Consider the following 17,474-nt stretch of genomic DNA (forward strand, 5'->3'; position numbering starts at 1 on the left):
CACACTCGACATCTCTGCGCCTGATACTCCGCGATCGCGAGCAGGCTCACTCCCACAGGGGTTTATCGTCGTCCACGGATCCCGCACCCGACACAATTCAAATGTGGGAGCGAGCTTGCTCGCGAAGACGGTGGCACAAGGGTTGATGCTGACTGATATTCCTGCGCCCTGTTCTGGCGCAGGCCACCGCACCAATGCCTCATGCACGTCCCTTCCTGGTGCACCGCATGCGCGCGCAGCCGCTCTAATACGACGTTTCCTTGCCTGCACCCGACTAGGCACAGCCCTTGCAAAACACCCTTCAGTAGTCCGCATCTGCCAACCAAGAAAAAATTCTAACGTTCATGGAGATCGCACAATGAAGCGTCGTAGCTTGATCAAGGCATTCACACTCTCGGCAAGCATTGCCGCGATGGGCTTGACCTGGACTGTCCAGGCAGCCGAGACCATCAAGGTCGGTATTTTGCATTCGTTGTCCGGGACCATGGCGATCTCCGAAACCTCGCTCAAAGACATGGCGTTGATGACCATCGACGAGATCAACGCCAAGGGCGGCGTGAACGGCAAGATGCTCGAACCGGTGGTCGTGGACCCTGCATCGAACTGGCCGTTGTTCGCGGAAAAGGGTCGTCAGTTGCTGACTCAGGACAAGGTCGCCGTGGTCTTCGGCTGCTGGACGTCCGTGTCGCGTAAATCGGTGTTGCCAGTGTTCGAAGAGCTCAACGGCCTGCTGTTCTACCCGGTGCAATACGAAGGCGAAGAGATGTCGCCTAACGTGTTCTACACCGGCGCCGCGCCGAACCAGCAGGCAATCCCGGCCGTGGAATACCTGATGAGCGAAGAAGGCGGCAGCGCCAAGCGTTACTTCCTGTTGGGCACCGACTACGTCTACCCGCGCACCACCAACAAGATTTTGCGCTCGTTCCTGCACTCCAAAGGTGTAGCGGACAAGGACATCGAAGAGGTCTACACCCCGTTCGGTCACAGCGACTATCAAACCATCGTGGCCAACATCAAAAAATTCTCGGCGGGTGGCAAGACAGCGGTCATCTCCACGGTCAACGGCGACTCCAACGTGCCGTTCTATAAAGAACTGGCTAACCAGGGTTTGAAAGCCACCGACGTTCCGGTCGTGGCCTTCTCGGTCGGCGAAGAAGAACTGCGCGGCATCGACACCAAGCCCCTGGTCGGCAACCTGGCGGCGTGGAACTACTTTGAGTCGGTCGATAACCCGGCGAACAAGAAATTCGTCGCCGACTGGAAAGCCTACGCCAAGAAACACAACCTGCCGGGCGCCGATAAGGCGGTGACCAACGACCCGATGGAAGCCACCTACGTGGGCATCCACATGTGGGCGCAAGCGGCTGAGAAAGCCAAGTCCACCGATGTCGACAAAGTCCGCGAAGCTTTGGCTGGCCAGACGTTTGCCGCGCCGTCCGGTTACACGCTGACCATGGACAAGACCAACCACCACCTGCACAAGCCGGTAATGATCGGAGAGATCCAGGCCGACGGTCAGTTCAACGTGGTCTGGCAGACCGAAGGTCCGATCCGCGCCCAGCCGTGGAGCCCGTTCATCTCGGGCAACGACAAGAAGCCGGATTATGCGGTGAAGAGCAACTAAGCCACTGGGACCCGAGCATGGAGCTCGGGTCCGACACAACTCCCTGTGGGAGCTGGCTTGCCTGCGATGGCATCACCTCGGTGCATCAGCTTCACCGAGTTGCTTGCATCGCAGGCAAGCCAGCTCCCACACAGTCCGAGCAAGGCGACTCTTTATGCCCACTGCCCTTTATCGCTTCATTTTGGCCCTTGCGCTGTTAGTGCCGATGGCCACCCACGCCAGCGACGCCGAAGACTTCGTCGCCGCCAATCCCGTGCAGCAAGCCAAACTGCTGGAAGCCTGGGCCGCGCAGCCCGAGCCGGCCCGCATCGAATTGATCAATTCCCTGCAACAAGGTGAATTGACCGTCGATGGCCAAGCCAAAACCTTGCGCCTGAACAATCGCCTGCGGGGTCTGATCGACACCGCGCTGGCCAGTCACCAGTTGCTCGCCGCCGACGCCAAAATCCGTCTGGCCGCTGCGCAGCAATTGCAGAAAAGCGCCAAACCGGCGCAACTGACATTCCTCGACCGGCAATTGGCCGGCGAAAAAGATCCAACCGTCCACGCCGCCCTGAGTCTGGTCCTGGCCAACTTGCAACTGGTGGATACCGATCCGGCCGTGCGCCTCGCCGCCGTGCGCCTGCTCGGCGAAACCGGTGACCCGCTGGCGCGCACCCGCCTCGATAGCTTGCTCGAACCGGGTGTCGAAGCCGACGCCACTGTGCGCACGGCGGCCGAAACCAGCCTCGCGCAAGTCAAACGCAAACTGCTGATCGGCGAGCTGCTCGGACAAGCGTTCAGCGGCATGTCGTTGGGTTCGATTTTGCTGCTCGCTGCATTGGGCCTGGCGATCACCTTCGGCCTGCTCGGCGTGATCAATATGGCCCACGGCGAGATGCTGATGCTCGGCGCGTACTCGACGTATGTGGTGCAGTTGATGTTTCAGCGCTTCGCTCCGCAAGCCATCGAGTTCTATCCGCTGATCGCCTTGCCGGTGGCGTTTTTCGTCACCGCCGCCATCGGCATGGCGCTGGAACGCACGGTGATTCGTCACCTCTACGGCCGTCCGCTCGAAACCCTGCTGGCGACCTGGGGCATCAGCCTGATGCTGATTCAGCTTGTCCGATTGGTGTTCGGCGCGCAGAACGTCGAGGTCGCGAATCCGGCCTGGCTGTCCGGCGGGATTCAAGTGCTGCCCAACCTTGTGTTGCCTTACAACCGCATCGTGATCATCGCCTTCGCCCTGTTTGTGGTGGTGTTGACCTGGCTGCTGCTGAACAAGACGCGACTGGGCCTGAACGTGCGCGCCGTCACCCAGAACCGCAACATGGCCGCGTGCTGCGGTGTGCCGACCGGGCGCGTCGACATGCTCGCCTTTGGCCTCGGCTCGGGCATTGCCGGCCTTGGTGGTGTGGCGCTGAGCCAGATCGGCAACGTCGGCCCGGACCTCGGCCAGAGCTACATCATCGACTCGTTCCTGGTGGTGGTGCTCGGCGGCGTCGGGCAGTTGGCCGGCAGCGTCCTCGCGGCCTTCGGCCTGGGCATCGCCAATAAAATTCTTGAGCCGCAGATTGGTGCGGTGCTGGGCAAGATCCTGATCCTCGCGCTGATCATTCTGTTTATCCAGAAGCGTCCGCAAGGCCTCTTCGCATTGAAAGGACGGGTGATCGACTGATGAACCAGCCCCTGTTGCTCACGGCCACACAAAAGGCCGGCCCGAAAGTCACTATCGCTGTCGGCACGGTGATTCTTGTCTTGCTGTTGGCGTTGCCGCTGATGTCGTTGTTATCGCCCATCAGCGTGTTTCACGTCTCGGCCTACACGTTGACGCTGGTGGGCAAAATCCTTTGCTACGCCATCGTCGCCCTGGCGCTGGATCTGGTCTGGGGTTACGCCGGCCTGTTGTCGCTCGGTCACGGCCTGTTCTTCGCCCTCGGCGGCTACGCGATGGGCATGTACCTGATGCGCCAAGCCTCGGGCGATGACTTGCCGGCGTTCATGACGTTCCTGTCGTGGACCGAATTGCCGTGGTACTGGACCGGCACCAGCAGCTTTCTCTGGTCCATGTGCCTGGTGGTGTTGGCGCCGGGCTTGCTGGCATTGGTGTTCGGTTTCTTCGCGTTCCGCTCGCGGATCAAGGGCGTGTATTTCTCGATCATGACCCAGGCCCTGACCTTCGCTGGAATGCTCTTGTTTTTTCGCAACGAAACCGGCTTCGGCGGCAACAACGGCTTCACCAATTTCCGCACCATCCTCGGTTTCGGCATCACTGAACCGGGCACCCGCGCCGTATTGTTTTTCGCCACGGTGGCGTTGCTAGTGGCGAGCCTGTTCATCGGCTGGCGACTGGCACAGAGCAAGTTTGGCCGGGTGTTGACGGCGCTGCGCGATGCCGAAAACCGCCTGATGTTCTGCGGCTACGACCCACGCGGGTTCAAGCTGTTTGTCTGGGTGTTGAGCGCGGTGTTGTGCGGCTTGGCCGGCGCGCTGTATGTGCCGCAAGTCGGGATCATCAACCCGAGTGAAATGTCGCCGACCAACTCGATTGAAGCCGCGGTCTGGGTCGCACTGGGCGGCCGCGGCACGCTGATCGGTCCGCTGCTTGGCGCCGGTGTGGTCAACGGGATGAAGAGCTGGTTCACCGTGGCGTTCCCGGAGTACTGGCTGTTTTTCCTCGGGGCGCTGTTCATCATCGTGACCTTGTACCTGCCCAAAGGCGTGATCGGTCTGCTGAAAAAAAGGGGTGAACAATGAGAGTGACTGCGACCGCTGAATTCATGCTCGAACCGGCGTTTTTTCCGCCGCTGGAACCCAACCGGGACGCCGGAAGCAGCCGCGACGTCATCGGTCTCGGGCGCAGTGTCGGTCCTGGCCTGGATACGCGCCATGGAACGATCCTGACTCTGGAAGACATCAGCGTGAGCTTCGATGGCTTTCGCGCGCTGAACAATCTGAACCTGTACATCGGCGTCGGCGAGTTGCGCTGCATCATCGGCCCCAATGGCGCCGGCAAGACCACCCTGATGGATGTGATCACCGGCAAGACGCGCCCCAGTCACGGCAAGGCCTGGTTCGGTGAAACCTTGGACCTGACGCAGATGAGCGAGGTGCAAATCGCCCAGGCCGGCATCGGTCGCAAGTTTCAGAAACCGACGGTGTTCGAAGCGTTGAGCGTTTTTGAAAACCTGGAGCTGGCGCAGAAAACCGACAAGTCTGTGTGGGCCAGCCTGCGGGCCCGTTTAAGCGGTGAGCAGAAAGATCGCATCACCGAGGTGCTGGAAACCATTCGCCTGAGCGCGTCGGTCAATCGCCCGGCAGGGTTGTTGTCCCACGGTCAGAAGCAGTTTCTGGAAATCGGCATGTTGCTCATGCAAGACCCGCAATTGTTGCTGCTCGATGAGCCGGTGGCGGGCATGACCGACGCCGAAACCGAGTTCACCGCCGAGTTGTTCAAAAGCCTTGCCGGCAAGCATTCGCTGATGGTGGTGGAACACGACATGGGCTTCGTCGGCTCGATTGCCGACCACGTCACCGTGTTGCACCAGGGCAGCGTGCTGGCCGAAGGGTCGCTGGAACAGGTGCAGGCCGATGAGCGTGTTATTGAGGTCTATTTAGGGAGGTGAATCGGCCAGCTTCAAGCCGCAAGCTTCAAGCGGCAAGTTAAAAACCGAAGCCATCCACCGTTCCGCTCTCACTTGCAGCTTGAAGCTTGCCGCTTGAAGCCCTACTAACGGAGTTCCAATGCTACAGGTCCAACACCTTCATCAATACTACGGCGGAAGCCACATCCTGCGCGGCCTGACGTTTGAGGTGAAAGTGGGTGAAGTCACCTGCCTGCTCGGGCGCAACGGGGTGGGCAAAACCACGCTGCTCAAATGCCTGATGGGTTTGCTGCCGGCCAAAGAAGGCGCGGTGAACTGGGAAGGCAAACCGATCACCACGTTCAAGCCGCACCAACGTGTTCACGCCGGAATCGCCTATGTGCCCCAGGGCCGGGAAATTTTCGGGCGCCTGACCGTGGAAGAAAACCTGCTGATGGGCCTGTCGCGTTTCCCCGGCAGCGAAGCCAAGGAAGTCCCGGCATTCATCTACGAGTTGTTCCCGGTGTTGCTGCAAATGAAGCAACGCCGTGGCGGGGACTTGTCCGGCGGTCAACAGCAGCAACTGGCGATTGGTCGAGCCTTGGCCAGTCGTCCGCGCTTGCTGATCCTCGACGAACCCACCGAAGGCATTCAGCCGTCGGTGATCAAAGAGATCGGCGCGGTGATCAAGAAGCTCGCGGCCCGAGGCGACATGGCGATTTTGCTGGTGGAACAGTTTTACGATTTCGCCGCCGAACTGGCCGATCAGTACCTGGTGATGTCCCGGGGCGAGATCGTGCAACAGGGTCGCGGTGAAAATATGGAAGCCGAAGGTGTGCGCGGCCTGGTTACGATCTAGTCTGTAGCGTCCTGACGATTATTAGAAATCATGAATTTACCTTTACTGCCCCTGAACACACAGCCGGCCCTGTTTACCCCGAGTTGGCACGCCGAGCTGGAGCTGGGTTATGCCCGCTTCGGCGAGAGCACACGCCCGGTCCAGCGCCGGCACCAAGGGCCGCTGCGGGTGCAAAAGCACCTGTACGCCGAAGGGCCCGAGGTGTGCCAGCACATCATCGTTCACCCGCCGGGCGGGATTGCCGGAGGTGATCGGCTGGACATCAGCGCCAGCGTCGGCGCTGATGCCTGGGCACAAATCACCAGTCCCGGCGCGGCCAAGTGGTATCGCGCCGCAGGCCCCGCTTATCAGCAGCTGGATTTGAATGTCGCGGCCGGTGCGACACTGGAATGGCTGCCCCAGGAGACGATCATTTTCAGCGCCGCCCAGGCCGAACTCAGCACCTCGATCAACCTTGAAGGCGACGCCCGGCTGTTCTACTGGGACGTGGTGGCGCTCGGTCGCCCGGCCAGTGGTGAGCGCTTCGACCTCGGACATTTTCAGGCGCAATTGAATATCCGCCGCGACGGCCAGTTGCTCTGGCACGAACGCCAGCGCATTGTCGGGAATGATGGTTTGCTCGACTCGCCGATTGGCCTGGACGGGCAACCGGTTTTTGCCACCCTGCTGGTGACGGGCGAAGTCGATAGCGAGTTGCTGGAGACGTGCCGCTCGCTGCCCAATGAAGTGCGCGGGGACCTGACGCAGTTGCCGGGGCTATTGGTTGCCCGGTGCCTGGCCAGTGAAGCGCTGTTGGCACGGGGTTGGCTTATTGAATTGTGGCGATTGCTGCGGCCTGCGCTGTTAGGCCGAGAAGCGGTCCCGCCAAGAATATGGAGCACCTGAACACGTATCCCCTTGCAGGAGCTGTCGAGTGAAACGAGGCTGCGATCTTTTGACCTATTCAAGACCAAGATCAAAAGATCGCAGCCTTCGGCAGCTCGACGGGTGTAATACGCAAGATTTTCATTCTGCCAAAAATGGATTCCAACGATGGACCTGACCCCACGTGAAAAAGACAAGCTGCTGATCTTCACCGCCGGCCTCGTCGCCGAGCGGCGTTTGGCGCGCGGCGTGAAACTCAATTACCCGGAGGCCATGGCCTACATTTCTGCCGCGTTGCTCGAAGGCGCCCGCGATGGCCGGACCGTGGCCGAGCTGATGCACTTCGGCACCACCCTGCTGAACCGCGATCAAGTGATGGAAGGCATCCCGGAAATGATCCCGGAGATCCAGGTCGAAGCGACGTTCCCCGACGGCACCAAACTGGTCACCGTCCACCAACCCATCGCCTGAGGCCGAGCCATGACCTACCTCATCCGTGACGCAGTGCATGCCGACCTGCCGGCGATCCGCGACATCTACAACGACGCCGTGCTCAACACCACGGCGATCTGGAATGAACAGGCCGTAGACCTGGGCAACCGTCAGGCCTGGTTCAGTGCGCGCCAGTCCCAGGGTTATCCGATTCTGGTAATCGTCGACGGCGAGAACAGCGTGCTGGGCTACGCTTCATTTGGTGACTGGCGACCGTTCGACGGTTTCCGCCACACCGTCGAGCATTCGGTCTACGTGCGCAGCGACCAGCGGGGCAATGGCCTGGGTCCGCGCCTGATGGACGTATTGATCGAACGCGCCAAAGGCTGCGACAAGCACGTGATGGTGGCCGCCATTGAAAGCGGTAACGCCGCTTCTATTCGTCTGCATGAACGGGCCGGATTCGCGATCACCGGTCAGATGCCCCAAGTGGGCACCAAGTTTGGCCGCTGGCTGGACCTGACCTTCATGCAACTGACCCTCAATCCTGGCGCGGAGCCGCCGACTGCCAGCAAGGAGTAACGCCCGATGAACCCCGCCCAACTGCGACGCGTCAACGTTGAAAGCTTTGCGCACTACCGTCAGGGATTGATTGACCTGCTGCTCGACGCCGTCGGTTATGGCGCCAGCGTCGGGTTCATGGCCAATCTGGACGCTATACAGGCTCGCGCCTATTTCGATGAGGTTCAGGACAACCTGAACAAGGGCAACGTGCTGTTGTGGGTGGTGGTCAAGGACGAACAGGTCCAGGCCAGCGTGCAACTGACCCTGTGCCAGAAAGCCAACGGCCTGAACCGTGCCGAAGTGCAGAAACTGCTGGTACGCGAACACGCGCGTCGCCGGGGTCTGGGCCAACAGTTGATGAACGCACTGGAACAGGCTGCCCTCCAGCACAAGCGCGGCATGCTTTACCTCGACACCGAGGCCGGCTCCCCCGCCGAAGACTTCTACAAAGCCCTGGGCTACACCAAGGCCGGTGAAATCCCCGACTACGCCTGCGACCCGAGCGGCCAGTACAAACCAACCGCTCTCTACTACAAAATCCTCCAAGGAGCCCATTGATGATTCCCGGTGAATACCAGATCCAGCCCGGCGACATCGAGCTTAACGTGGGCCGACGTACTGTCAGTCTGAAGGTGGCCAACAGCGGTGACCGGCCAATCCAGGTCGGCTCGCATTACCACTTTTTCGAAACCAACGACGCCCTGACTTTCGACCGCGCCGCCAGCCGTGGCATGCGCCTGAACATCCCCGCCGGCACCGCCGTGCGCTTCGAACCGGGGCAGAGCCGCGAGGTCGAGCTGGTCGACCTGGCCGGGCATCGCCGGGTGTTCGGGTTTGCCGGCAGGATCATGGGCGACCTTTAGGTTGATCGTTCCCACGGTCCCCGTGGGAATGCATCCCGTGACGCTCCGCGTCACATAACGGCGGACGCAGAGCGTCCATGGCGGCATTCCCACGCAGAGCGTGGGTACGATCAATTTGTGCAAGGAATTCCAATGAAAATTTCCCGTCAAGCCTACGCCGACATGTTCGGCCCCACCGTCGGTGACAAGGTCCGTCTGGCCGATACCGAGCTGTGGATCGAAGTGGAAAAAGACTTCACCACCTATGGCGAAGAAGTGAAATTCGGCGGCGGTAAAGTCATCCGCGACGGTCAGGGCCAAAGCCAGTTACTGGCGGCCGAAGTCGTCGACACCCTGATCACCAACGCGCTGATCGTCGACCACTGGGGCATCGTCAAAGCCGACGTCGGCCTCAAGGACGGCCGCATCGCCGCGATCGGCAAGGCCGGCAACCCGGACATCCAGCCGAACGTCACGATCGCCGTCGGCGCCAGCACCGAAGTGATCGCCGGCGAAGGCATGATCCTCACCGCCGGTGGCATCGACACGCACATCCATTTCATCTGCCCGCAACAGATCGAAGAAGCCCTGATGAGCGGCGTCACCACCATGATCGGTGGCGGCACCGGCCCTGCCACCGGCACCAACGCCACCACCTGCACCTCTGGGCCGTGGCACCTGGCGCGCATGCTTCAAGCCGCCGACGCGTTCCCGATGAACATCGGTTTCACCGGCAAGGGCAACGCGAGCCTGCCGGAACCGCTGATCGAACAGGTCAAGGCCGGCGCCATCGGCCTGAAGTTGCACGAAGACTGGGGCACCACGCCCGCGAGCATCGACAACTGCCTGACAGTGGCCGACCAATACGACGTCCAGGTCGCCATCCACACCGACACCCTCAACGAATCCGGTTTCGTCGAAACCACCCTCGCCGCCTTCAAGGGCCGCACGATTCACACCTACCACACCGAAGGTGCGGGCGGCGGTCACGCGCCGGACATCATCAAGGCCTGTGGCTTTGCCAACGTGTTGCCGAGTTCGACCAACCCGACTCGACCGTTCACCCGCAACACCATCGACGAACACCTCGACATGCTGATGGTCTGCCACCACCTGGACCCAAGCATTGCCGAAGACGTGGCCTTCGCCGAAAGCCGCATCCGCCGCGAAACCATCGCCGCCGAAGACATCCTCCACGACCTCGGCGCGTTCTCGATGATCAGCTCCGACAGCCAGGCCATGGGCCGGGTCGGCGAAGTGATCACCCGCACATGGCAGACCGCCGACAAGATGAAAAAACAGCGCGGCGCGCTGCCGGGAGATGGCGAAGGCAACGACAACTTCCGCGCCAAACGCTACATCGCCAAATACACCATCAACCCGGCGATCACCCACGGCATCAGCCACGAAGTGGGCTCGGTCGAAGTGGGTAAATGGGCTGATCTGGTGCTCTGGCGGCCGGCGTTCTTCGGGGTCAAACCGACACTGATCCTCAAGGGCGGTGCCATTGCGGCCAGCCTGATGGGTGACGCCAACGCCTCGATCCCGACGCCGCAACCGGTGCACTACCGCCCGATGTTCGCCAGTTACGGCGGTTCGCTGCACGCCACCAGCCTGACCTTTATCAGTCAGGCGGCGCAGGCGGCGGGATTGCCCGAAGCGTTGGGTCTGAAAAAGAAAATCGCAGTGGTCAAAGGCTGTCGCGAGGTGCAGAAAAGCGATCTGATTCACAACGATTACCTGCCGAAGATTGACGTTGATCCGCAGACGTATCAGGTCAAGGCTGACGGTGTCTTGCTCTGGTGCGAGCCGGCGGATGTGTTGCCGATGGCCCAGCGCTACTTCCTCTTTTGAGGCTCGCCCAGGCCTGAAAAAAACCGGCACGAAGGGCGTCATGCTTCGTGCCGGGAGGACTGTCTTGTCAGGTCAGTCCGTTGCAGGTCCGTGCGCCAGGGCAGTGTCCATCCCTTGCAGTTTGGCCCTGTCCATCGCCTGTCGGGTCAGGGTTTTCAGCAGCGTTTTCATCTCGGTGTCGATCAGGTTCAACTCGGTGGCATAGGCCTCGTCCGTCATGATCTGCCCCGGTGCAATGTCGCTTTCCGACTTGCCCAGTTCTGCGGCGAGGACCCTGAGTTCCTGTTTCAGATCGGCTTTTGCCTGCGGCGAAAGGTTCGTTTCGGTCGCTCTCGTTTCAAGCGCCATGTAGAACTCCGTCGTCGCGTCGATCCGGCGCCTGAAGACTTTGAACGCACGTCGGTTCGAGCCTTGCAGGTAGCGCTCCCAGAATGGCTGTTCGATGATCGAATCACGCAATAAATCGCCGGTTTCCAGTTCCACGACCCGCTGATACGCACTCTCGATCATCTCGGGCGTCACACCGGTGTGCGTGCGAAACTGCAAATCACGGGACTGCCAAGGCAGGTCCAGCCGCTCGCCCAGATCCGTCATGTAAGCCAGGTGGACCTCGACCTCATCGATGGTTCCCGACACTCCGCCACCGGCATCGATATGCCTGAATTGCTCACCATTCTCCAGGCGCTCGGCAACCACTCTGTGGGCGATCCGGCTCAGCTCGTCCAGCCGCGACTTGCCTCTGGCCAGTTCTACCAGATTAGCCTCTACCAGGCTCGGGTTGGCCAATGCGTAAGCCTCGTGGATCAGCACTTCCACGCCCATCGCATTGAACAACTGCGCTCCGGCGTCAACACAGTTAGTGACCTCTTCCCTGCCCATGACGAAAAGATTGCGCCGGAGCTCGCTGTCCTTGGACATGGCCTCCAGCATTCGCCAGAGCTTTTGGGTCATGTCCACCCTGAAGGCTCTGTCAGTTTTGAAGGCGGTCGATTGGGTGAGCTTCCTGATCTGATTGAAAAAAGGCAGCGAGCCGAACTCATCCTCCACGCTGTTCCATATCGCCTGTTTGCGGACCCAATCTAATCGCGTCAGCCCTTCGTCCCACTCAAGGCTGTCGCGCACACCACGAGGCGGATACGGGCGATCGGGGTCCAGGCCGACGGACCTGATGTAGCTTCTGAGCGTGTTCAGAGTTTGTTCCGACATCCACTGCCGGTCCCGACTCAATACCGTCCGCGCCACCATCTCCGCACCGACAGAGCCGGGCGTAACCCGAGGGATGACCATCAGTTGATTGCGTTGCAGATTCAAATAAAAATGCCGGAATCGGGGTTGAGAAAACAACCCGTCCGGCCAGGTATCAATGCCAGTCTCACCCAGCAACACCGTATGCAGCATACGCATACCGCCGATATCCGGCACTCGACCCAGCGGGTTCCCCTGAAGATCCAGACTTTCAAGCCGGGTAAGCCATCTCAAATACGTAGCTCCCTGCGCATCCAGCACAATCCGGTTATCGCCGAGGTACAAATAGGTCAGCTTACGCATTCGCCCTATGGCACGGGGAAATTGCGTGAGCCGGTTCCCGGTAAGGTTGAGCAAACGGAGTCTGGAGAAATGATCAAGAAAAGAGACGTGTGCGTCGGTCATCTCAGTGCCCAGCAAGTTCAGGCAGGTCACGTGTTGAAAATTGGCCTCCAGAGGTGGCATGGTTCCCAGGTGCCGCCCCAAGGGCATATTGCTGAGGTCGAGCACTGTCCCCTGTAGATTCCCGAAACCGTCCACATCCCTGGGTGCCGTTTGCTGCCAGCACTGCCGAACGGCTTTATAAAGCCTGTTTCGGGACTGCCACTCAGCCCTCCCGGCCGAGCTATACCTGAAAGCTGTGGTGGGCGAATCCAGCCAGCGCTGGAAATTGGCATTGAGGCGATTGAATTCCGCTTCAAGAGCCGCCGCTTGCTGCTCTGGAGGACTGTCCTGACCGCCTGCATCCAGATAGGCTTGGGCTTCGGCCTCGGTCCAACCCGGGCGCACACTTCTGACCCGTTCCTGCGGTGTCAATCGTCCGGTCAGTCGCTGAATACCTGAAAACGCCTGCATGCCACCGCGCAGCTTCATTGTCGCGGGATCGTACGCAGGCTTGCGCACAGGATTTTCTGCGAGCATCGGACGCAGCTTGTCGCGCGCCAAGGGGGCGTTTTGAACCGTGCGCTTGAGCGTCGCGCCCTGATTGATTTCAAAGCCCAGTGCGTTGCGCTCGGCATCAGGCAGTGCATGCAATACCGAGGAAAACAGATCGTCGGCGCCGTGCAGATGGTGATCATCGGCATCGCGCGCTTCATATCCCTCGTCGGTGCTGACCAGTATTTTGCGCACCGACGCATCTGCCGGGCCAAGGCTATCGCGCAGAGGGCCAGTGAACGAATGTTCGCGGATTTCGATGCGCACATTGCCTGGCCAGTTCGGCAAGGTTTCCAGGGTATGCAGCGCCAGCCTTTCCGCATCCGGAGCATGCAGCGAGTCAAGGAACAGCCTTTCATAGGCTCGCGCCACACGCACCTCCAGCACGGCCTCGCGCACCTGTTGTCGCAGGTGCAAGGTCATACGCTGGCGTTCGGCAAGCTCGCGCAAATCGTCCGGCTCAGCTCCAGCCAATACTTCTTCGGCGACGTTGTCGGGCAAGGGCGCAAAGGAGTCCTGAAGCACACGAACATCGGCCTTGGCTGAAAGCGGCACCTCATTGACGGGCAGTGCACCGGTGTCCGCCCACGACCGGAAGCGATTGATCGTATCGACCAGCAATGCTGGCGGCGCTTCGTTTTCGACATGCAGGCGACGCAACACATCTTCTTCGACGCCACTGGTGATACGGATGCGTTCCAGCGTTGCATCATCGAATGTGTCGAGCGTCGTCACCAGGCCTCGCATCAATTCGGTGCTGGTCCATTCGACAGGACGGTCGAGTTCGGTATGCCAGGTACCGGCATTGTTGTGTTCAAGCCTGGGTTGATAAGCCGTGGGGCGGTCGGGGTGCCGTAGTCGCGATTGGCCGGTGTCGGGATCCTCGTGCACCGCGTAGGACTTGCCATCGCGCAAAAGAATCGCCTGACCACCGTGCTGATACAGGCCCCGCTCGTCCGGCGTCGAATCCGCGTCCAACCTGACTTGATGTTCGTAGGGACCGAGGTCGGCATTCCAGAGTCGGGTTTTGCCGTCGGCGAGCTCCACCGGTTTGAGCTGGTCGACAAACGCCGAAGGCTTGACCGCCGCCGCTGCGCCCGTCGGCAACACATGCCCTGCTCCCATGATTGCCAGTTGGGCCGCATTGATCAGGACACCGGTCAGCAATGCTGCCGCTTCATTCTTGTCGCCCTTGCTCCAGTCTTCAATGCCCTCCATGGTTTCGAGGACCATTTGGCCGACCATGACGCCCAGCATGGCCTCTCCCAGTCCCGGCACCAGCATCGCGCCGAAGTTGAATACGTTCCAGCCGATGCTCACGTAACTGCTCAATCGCGCCCAACGGGCGTTGGCATCTTCATCGCCTGTGGGAACGGCAATGTGCCGCGAATCCGCGATGGCCTTATCGCACCGCCATCGGCCGAGCGCAGGCCAGAGCAGACCGTTAATCAGGTTGGTGACCGGCTCCGCATCGGGGTTCTCCACCGCAGTCTCTCGCCACCATGGCCCCATGCTCAACGGTTCGCGCTGTTGCCAGGTGAATGTGCTAAAGCGCTCTTTGGCGCGAGTGAAAAACTGCCCTTTGTCTTTTTGCGGCACGAAGCGGCTGAAGAATTGTTGGTAGTCCGAGGAGCGCAGCTGACTCGTCAGCTCCTTCATGAAATCGGTGAAGGAGTCGTACTCTTTCAAGGGGTGATCAGGGTCATCGGGCACGTAGGCAATCAGCGTGCCTTCAAGCCGGTTTTGCTTGTAGATGTCGTCTCTGCGCAGCATCTCTTCGGCAACACCGCTAGGGCCGTTGGCAAAAAAGGCCTTGAGCAGCTTGAACTGGTCAAACGCCTGGCTGGGCAAAATTGCCAATTCCCGGGACCATTCCATCAATGCTTGTTGATAATTCGGGATCAGGCCGTCATAAAGTTTTTTTATTTGCGCGGGATCAGCCACCGCACTGAAAAGTACGATACCGCTTAACTTTACGCCCATCAGAGTTAATCGATGGGAGTGTAAAGGGCGACGCCCCATCAGGATGTTTGGCTGCTCATCGCGCAATTGTTTTAGTTTGCCGTAGCCATAGGCGCTGACATCGCCTTTCAAATACGCAATTAATGCCGACTCATTGAACGCGGCCTTTTCGGTGCCGATGAAGTGTCGCTCGAGGGACGCCTTCGCATCGGCCCGGGCAGGACTCAACAGGCCGGTGATGTGCCGCTGGTACTGCGCACCGAGGTCCAGCTCCCGACAAAGGCTCGCAAAACTTTCGATGGTCAACGAATGACGTTGCAGCGCACCTTCGGCATCGGTGATGAAAATCCCCGAGCCATCGCGAAAGGCGCCTGCACGGGTTTCAGCGTCCTCGAAGTTGTGCAGCGCGGCCTCGAGCAAGGTTGACTCCCGGAGCCGACTGGCATTGGTGTCAATGCCAAACCCCAGCAGGGCTGGCACGTAAAGCCGTACCGTCGTGGCCCGCACATCCAGTTCCAGACTCAGCTTTTCTTGCAGGGCTTGAATGAGCAAGGGTTCTGCGAACTCGTTGATGTCCTTTTTCAGATCACCCAGCGTGTCATCCAGACTGCCTTGCAATCGCCAGCGTTCGTTGCCGAGTTCCTTGAGGTACTGACGGTCGATGGCGCTTGCCTTGACATACCACTCAGGAAAATCGGCCGTCCCTACTGCCTGCGCTACACGTTTAGACAGAGAGGGGCTTTTTATAAGCGCTGGAACGTTGGCTGCCAGGTAATTCAAATACCTATTGTCGCCTGCCGGATTATCGGCAGAAATACCCGACACAGATCCTTCTGATAATTCATTCATTACGCATGTATCCCTATGCGTTCAATAGAATGTTCAGCTTATTCAATGACGGCAAAAACAAAAGTTTAAATAACTGCTGGGAAACAGCCCCGAATCGAAAAAGAACATCCAACTTAAGCATCTGAAAAACAACTAAATACCACCCTGGGAATGGCCAGGCATGATCCGACTTGCCAGCGGTAGTTTTTACCCGTGTGCAAAGGGGCTAAGATGCCAAGACTTTTCAGCCAGGAAACGGTCATGCGCTTATCCGAATTCATCAGGCAACACGTAGACCGTATCGTCGATGAATGGGAACAGTTCGCTAGAACAATCACCCCGGCCGCCATGAATATGGACCGCACTGCCTTGCGCGACCACGCCAAGGCCATTCTGCTGGCGGCAGCACGGGACATGACCACCGCGCAAACCGCCAGCGAACAACTGGCAAAGGCCAAGGGCGAAGGCCCGGAAAAAACCCCGAGCCTGGATGAAGCGGGGGCCAGTCATGGCGAGTTGCGTCATACCGTGGGGTTCGATCTGGTACAGATGACCAGCGAATTCCGCCACTTGCGCGCCTGTGTGATTCGGCTGTGGGTCAGCAGCCTGGAAGTGCCGGACCTGGCTTACTTTCAGGACATGATCCGTTTCAACGAAGCGATTGATGAGGCACTGGCAGAGTCCACCGCGGCGTATGCCGAACAGGTCAATCACTCGCGGGATCTGTTCCTGGCCATTCTCGGCCATGACTTGCGGGCGCCGTTGCAGGCCGTGAGCATGTCCACCGAGTTGCTGTTGCGCAAAGCAACGCTTGAAGGGGATGCACTGACGTGCGCAATCAATATCAAGCGTGGCGCACGGCACATGGCGGTGATGGTAAGCGACTTGCTGGAGCTGGTCCGTAGCCGGTTGGGCAAGAGCCTGCCGATTGAACCCAAGCCCATGGACCTGGCCGATGCCGCGCAGGCGGCGATTGCCGAAGCGTGCGCCGGTAACCCGGAATGCGATCCAACGATGAGGGTGGTCGGCGATACCCGTGGCACCTGGGATGCCGGGCGACTTGATCAGCTGTTACAGAACCTGATCGGCAATGCGATACAGCATGGCTTGAACAAACGTGATGTGACCGTCACCGTCACGGGCGAACCGGACTCGGTGCGCCTGACCGTGCATAACTTTGGTGTGCCGATCCCCGACGATGCTATCCCCACCGTCTTCGATCCAATGGTGCGCAGCGCCAGCGAAGACCTTGGGCAACCGACGACTAGCCTTGGCCTGGGATTGTTTATCGTCAAGGAAGTGGTCGATGCGCACGGCGGGACTATCGACGTCAGCTCGAATCAGACCGATGGCACGCTGTTTACCGTGGTATTGCCGCGCAACACGCAATGAAGAGCCGTGTAGGAGCTGTGTAGGAGCTGTCGAGTGAAACGAGGCTGCGATCTTTTGATCTCGTTTTTTTCAGTGATATTCAAAAGGCTGGATCAAGATCAAGATCAAGATCAAGATCAAGATCAAGATCAAGATCAAGATCAAAAGATCGCAGCCTCGTTTCACTCGACAGCTCCTACACGGGATGGGGTCACTCGACGACCAACCGCCCCAGCCGCTGCCTGAGCATGCGGTTCTCGGCCCGCAGTTGCTGGACCTCGTCAAGCAGGTTCAGCGCCAGGGCGACGCCTTCCCATTCCAGTTCCAGATCGCGCCGCAGCTTGGCGGCACGCTTGGCCAATGCCAGTTCATAATCGGTGAAACGCCAATCCTTGGGCTGCTTGCCCTGAGGTTCGAGGATGCCGTGTTCGACGATTTCGATCACGTAGACGTCCGACAGCTCGGCCGCCTCACAGAATTCTGCCATGTCCAGTTGAACGATCAGGGGGTTGCTCATGATGGGCTACTCC

Annotated in this window: 14 protein-coding genes; 12 read left to right on the plus strand and 2 right to left on the minus strand. The window is 59.7% G+C overall.

Annotation, left to right across the window (positions count from 1 at the left end):
* Positions 1 to 358 precede the first annotated feature (358 nt).
* The 11 genes from urtA (at position 359) to ureC (ending at position 10,602) form a co-directional block, all read left to right on the plus strand.
* The gene (gene urtA, locus BLQ41_RS01785) at positions 359 to 1,624 is read left to right on the plus strand and encodes an urea ABC transporter substrate-binding protein (protein ID WP_090176121.1); all 1,266 of its coding nucleotides are present in this window, start codon (positions 359 to 361) and stop codon (positions 1,622 to 1,624) included.
* Between the two features lie 154 nt (positions 1,625 to 1,778).
* A complete protein-coding gene (urtB, locus tag BLQ41_RS01790; RefSeq protein ID WP_090176123.1) occupies positions 1,779 to 3,281 on the plus strand; it encodes an urea ABC transporter permease subunit UrtB in 1,503 nt (500 codons plus the stop codon).
* Positions 3,281 to 4,360 carry an urea ABC transporter permease subunit UrtC gene (gene urtC, locus BLQ41_RS01795; RefSeq protein WP_090176125.1) on the plus strand — a complete coding sequence of 360 codons (1,080 nt, stop codon included), beginning with the start codon at positions 3,281 to 3,283 and terminating at the stop codon, positions 4,358 to 4,360. The genes urtB and urtC overlap by 1 nt, the downstream gene beginning before the upstream one ends.
* The gene (urtD, locus tag BLQ41_RS01800) at positions 4,357 to 5,229 is read left to right on the plus strand and encodes an urea ABC transporter ATP-binding protein UrtD (RefSeq protein ID WP_090176128.1); all 873 of its coding nucleotides are present in this window, start codon (positions 4,357 to 4,359) and stop codon (positions 5,227 to 5,229) included. Before urtC ends, urtD begins: the two co-directional genes overlap by 4 nt.
* Before the next feature lie 118 nt (positions 5,230 to 5,347).
* The gene (gene urtE / locus BLQ41_RS01805) at positions 5,348 to 6,046 is read left to right on the plus strand and encodes an urea ABC transporter ATP-binding subunit UrtE (RefSeq protein ID WP_090176133.1); all 699 of its coding nucleotides are present in this window, start codon (positions 5,348 to 5,350) and stop codon (positions 6,044 to 6,046) included.
* 30 nt (positions 6,047 to 6,076) lie between these two features.
* Entirely contained in the window at positions 6,077 to 6,931 is an 855-nt protein-coding gene (locus BLQ41_RS01810; protein ID WP_090176135.1) for an urease accessory protein UreD, read from the plus strand.
* A 147-nt stretch (positions 6,932 to 7,078) separates the two neighbouring features.
* Positions 7,079 to 7,381, plus strand: a complete 303-nt coding sequence (gene ureA / locus BLQ41_RS01815) for an urease subunit gamma (protein WP_090176138.1) — start codon at positions 7,079 to 7,081, stop codon at positions 7,379 to 7,381.
* A 9-nt stretch (positions 7,382 to 7,390) separates the two neighbouring features.
* Positions 7,391 to 7,924 (plus strand): GNAT family N-acetyltransferase, encoded by a 534-nt coding sequence (locus BLQ41_RS01820; RefSeq protein WP_090176141.1) that lies wholly within the window; start codon positions 7,391 to 7,393, stop codon positions 7,922 to 7,924.
* Between the two features lie 6 nt (positions 7,925 to 7,930).
* The gene (locus BLQ41_RS01825; protein ID WP_090176143.1) at positions 7,931 to 8,464 is read left to right on the plus strand and encodes a GNAT family N-acetyltransferase; all 534 of its coding nucleotides are present in this window, start codon (positions 7,931 to 7,933) and stop codon (positions 8,462 to 8,464) included.
* Complete coding sequence (locus BLQ41_RS01830) at positions 8,464 to 8,769, plus strand: urease subunit beta (protein WP_008146494.1); 306 nt, start codon at positions 8,464 to 8,466, stop codon at positions 8,767 to 8,769. The genes BLQ41_RS01825 and BLQ41_RS01830 overlap by 1 nt, the downstream gene beginning before the upstream one ends.
* A 132-nt stretch (positions 8,770 to 8,901) precedes the next feature.
* Positions 8,902 to 10,602 carry an urease subunit alpha gene (ureC, locus tag BLQ41_RS01835; protein ID WP_090176145.1) on the plus strand — a complete coding sequence of 567 codons (1,701 nt, stop codon included), beginning with the start codon at positions 8,902 to 8,904 and terminating at the stop codon, positions 10,600 to 10,602.
* A gap of 72 nt (positions 10,603 to 10,674) precedes the next feature.
* On the opposite strand, the gene BLQ41_RS01840 is transcribed toward ureC, so the two are convergent.
* Entirely contained in the window at positions 10,675 to 15,594 is a 4,920-nt protein-coding gene (locus BLQ41_RS01840) for a dermonecrotic toxin domain-containing protein (RefSeq protein WP_090176148.1), read from the minus strand.
* Between the two features lie 240 nt (positions 15,595 to 15,834).
* Here BLQ41_RS01840 and BLQ41_RS01845 point away from each other — a divergent pair, with 240 nt between their 5' ends.
* The gene (locus BLQ41_RS01845) at positions 15,835 to 16,965 is read left to right on the plus strand and encodes a sensor histidine kinase (protein WP_090176151.1); all 1,131 of its coding nucleotides are present in this window, start codon (positions 15,835 to 15,837) and stop codon (positions 16,963 to 16,965) included.
* Positions 16,966 to 17,155: 190 nt separating this feature from the next.
* Here the strand turns inward: BLQ41_RS01845 and BLQ41_RS01850 are convergent, their stop codons facing one another.
* On the minus strand, positions 17,156 to 17,461 hold the full coding sequence (locus BLQ41_RS01850; protein WP_090176153.1) for a chaperone modulator CbpM: 306 nt from the start codon (positions 17,459 to 17,461) through the stop codon (positions 17,156 to 17,158).
* Positions 17,462 to 17,474 lie beyond the last annotated feature (13 nt).

The sequence above is a fragment of the Pseudomonas arsenicoxydans genome (genome assembly GCF_900103875.1).
In the GTDB taxonomy this organism is placed as follows: Bacteria; Pseudomonadota; Gammaproteobacteria; order Pseudomonadales; family Pseudomonadaceae; genus Aquipseudomonas; species Aquipseudomonas arsenicoxydans.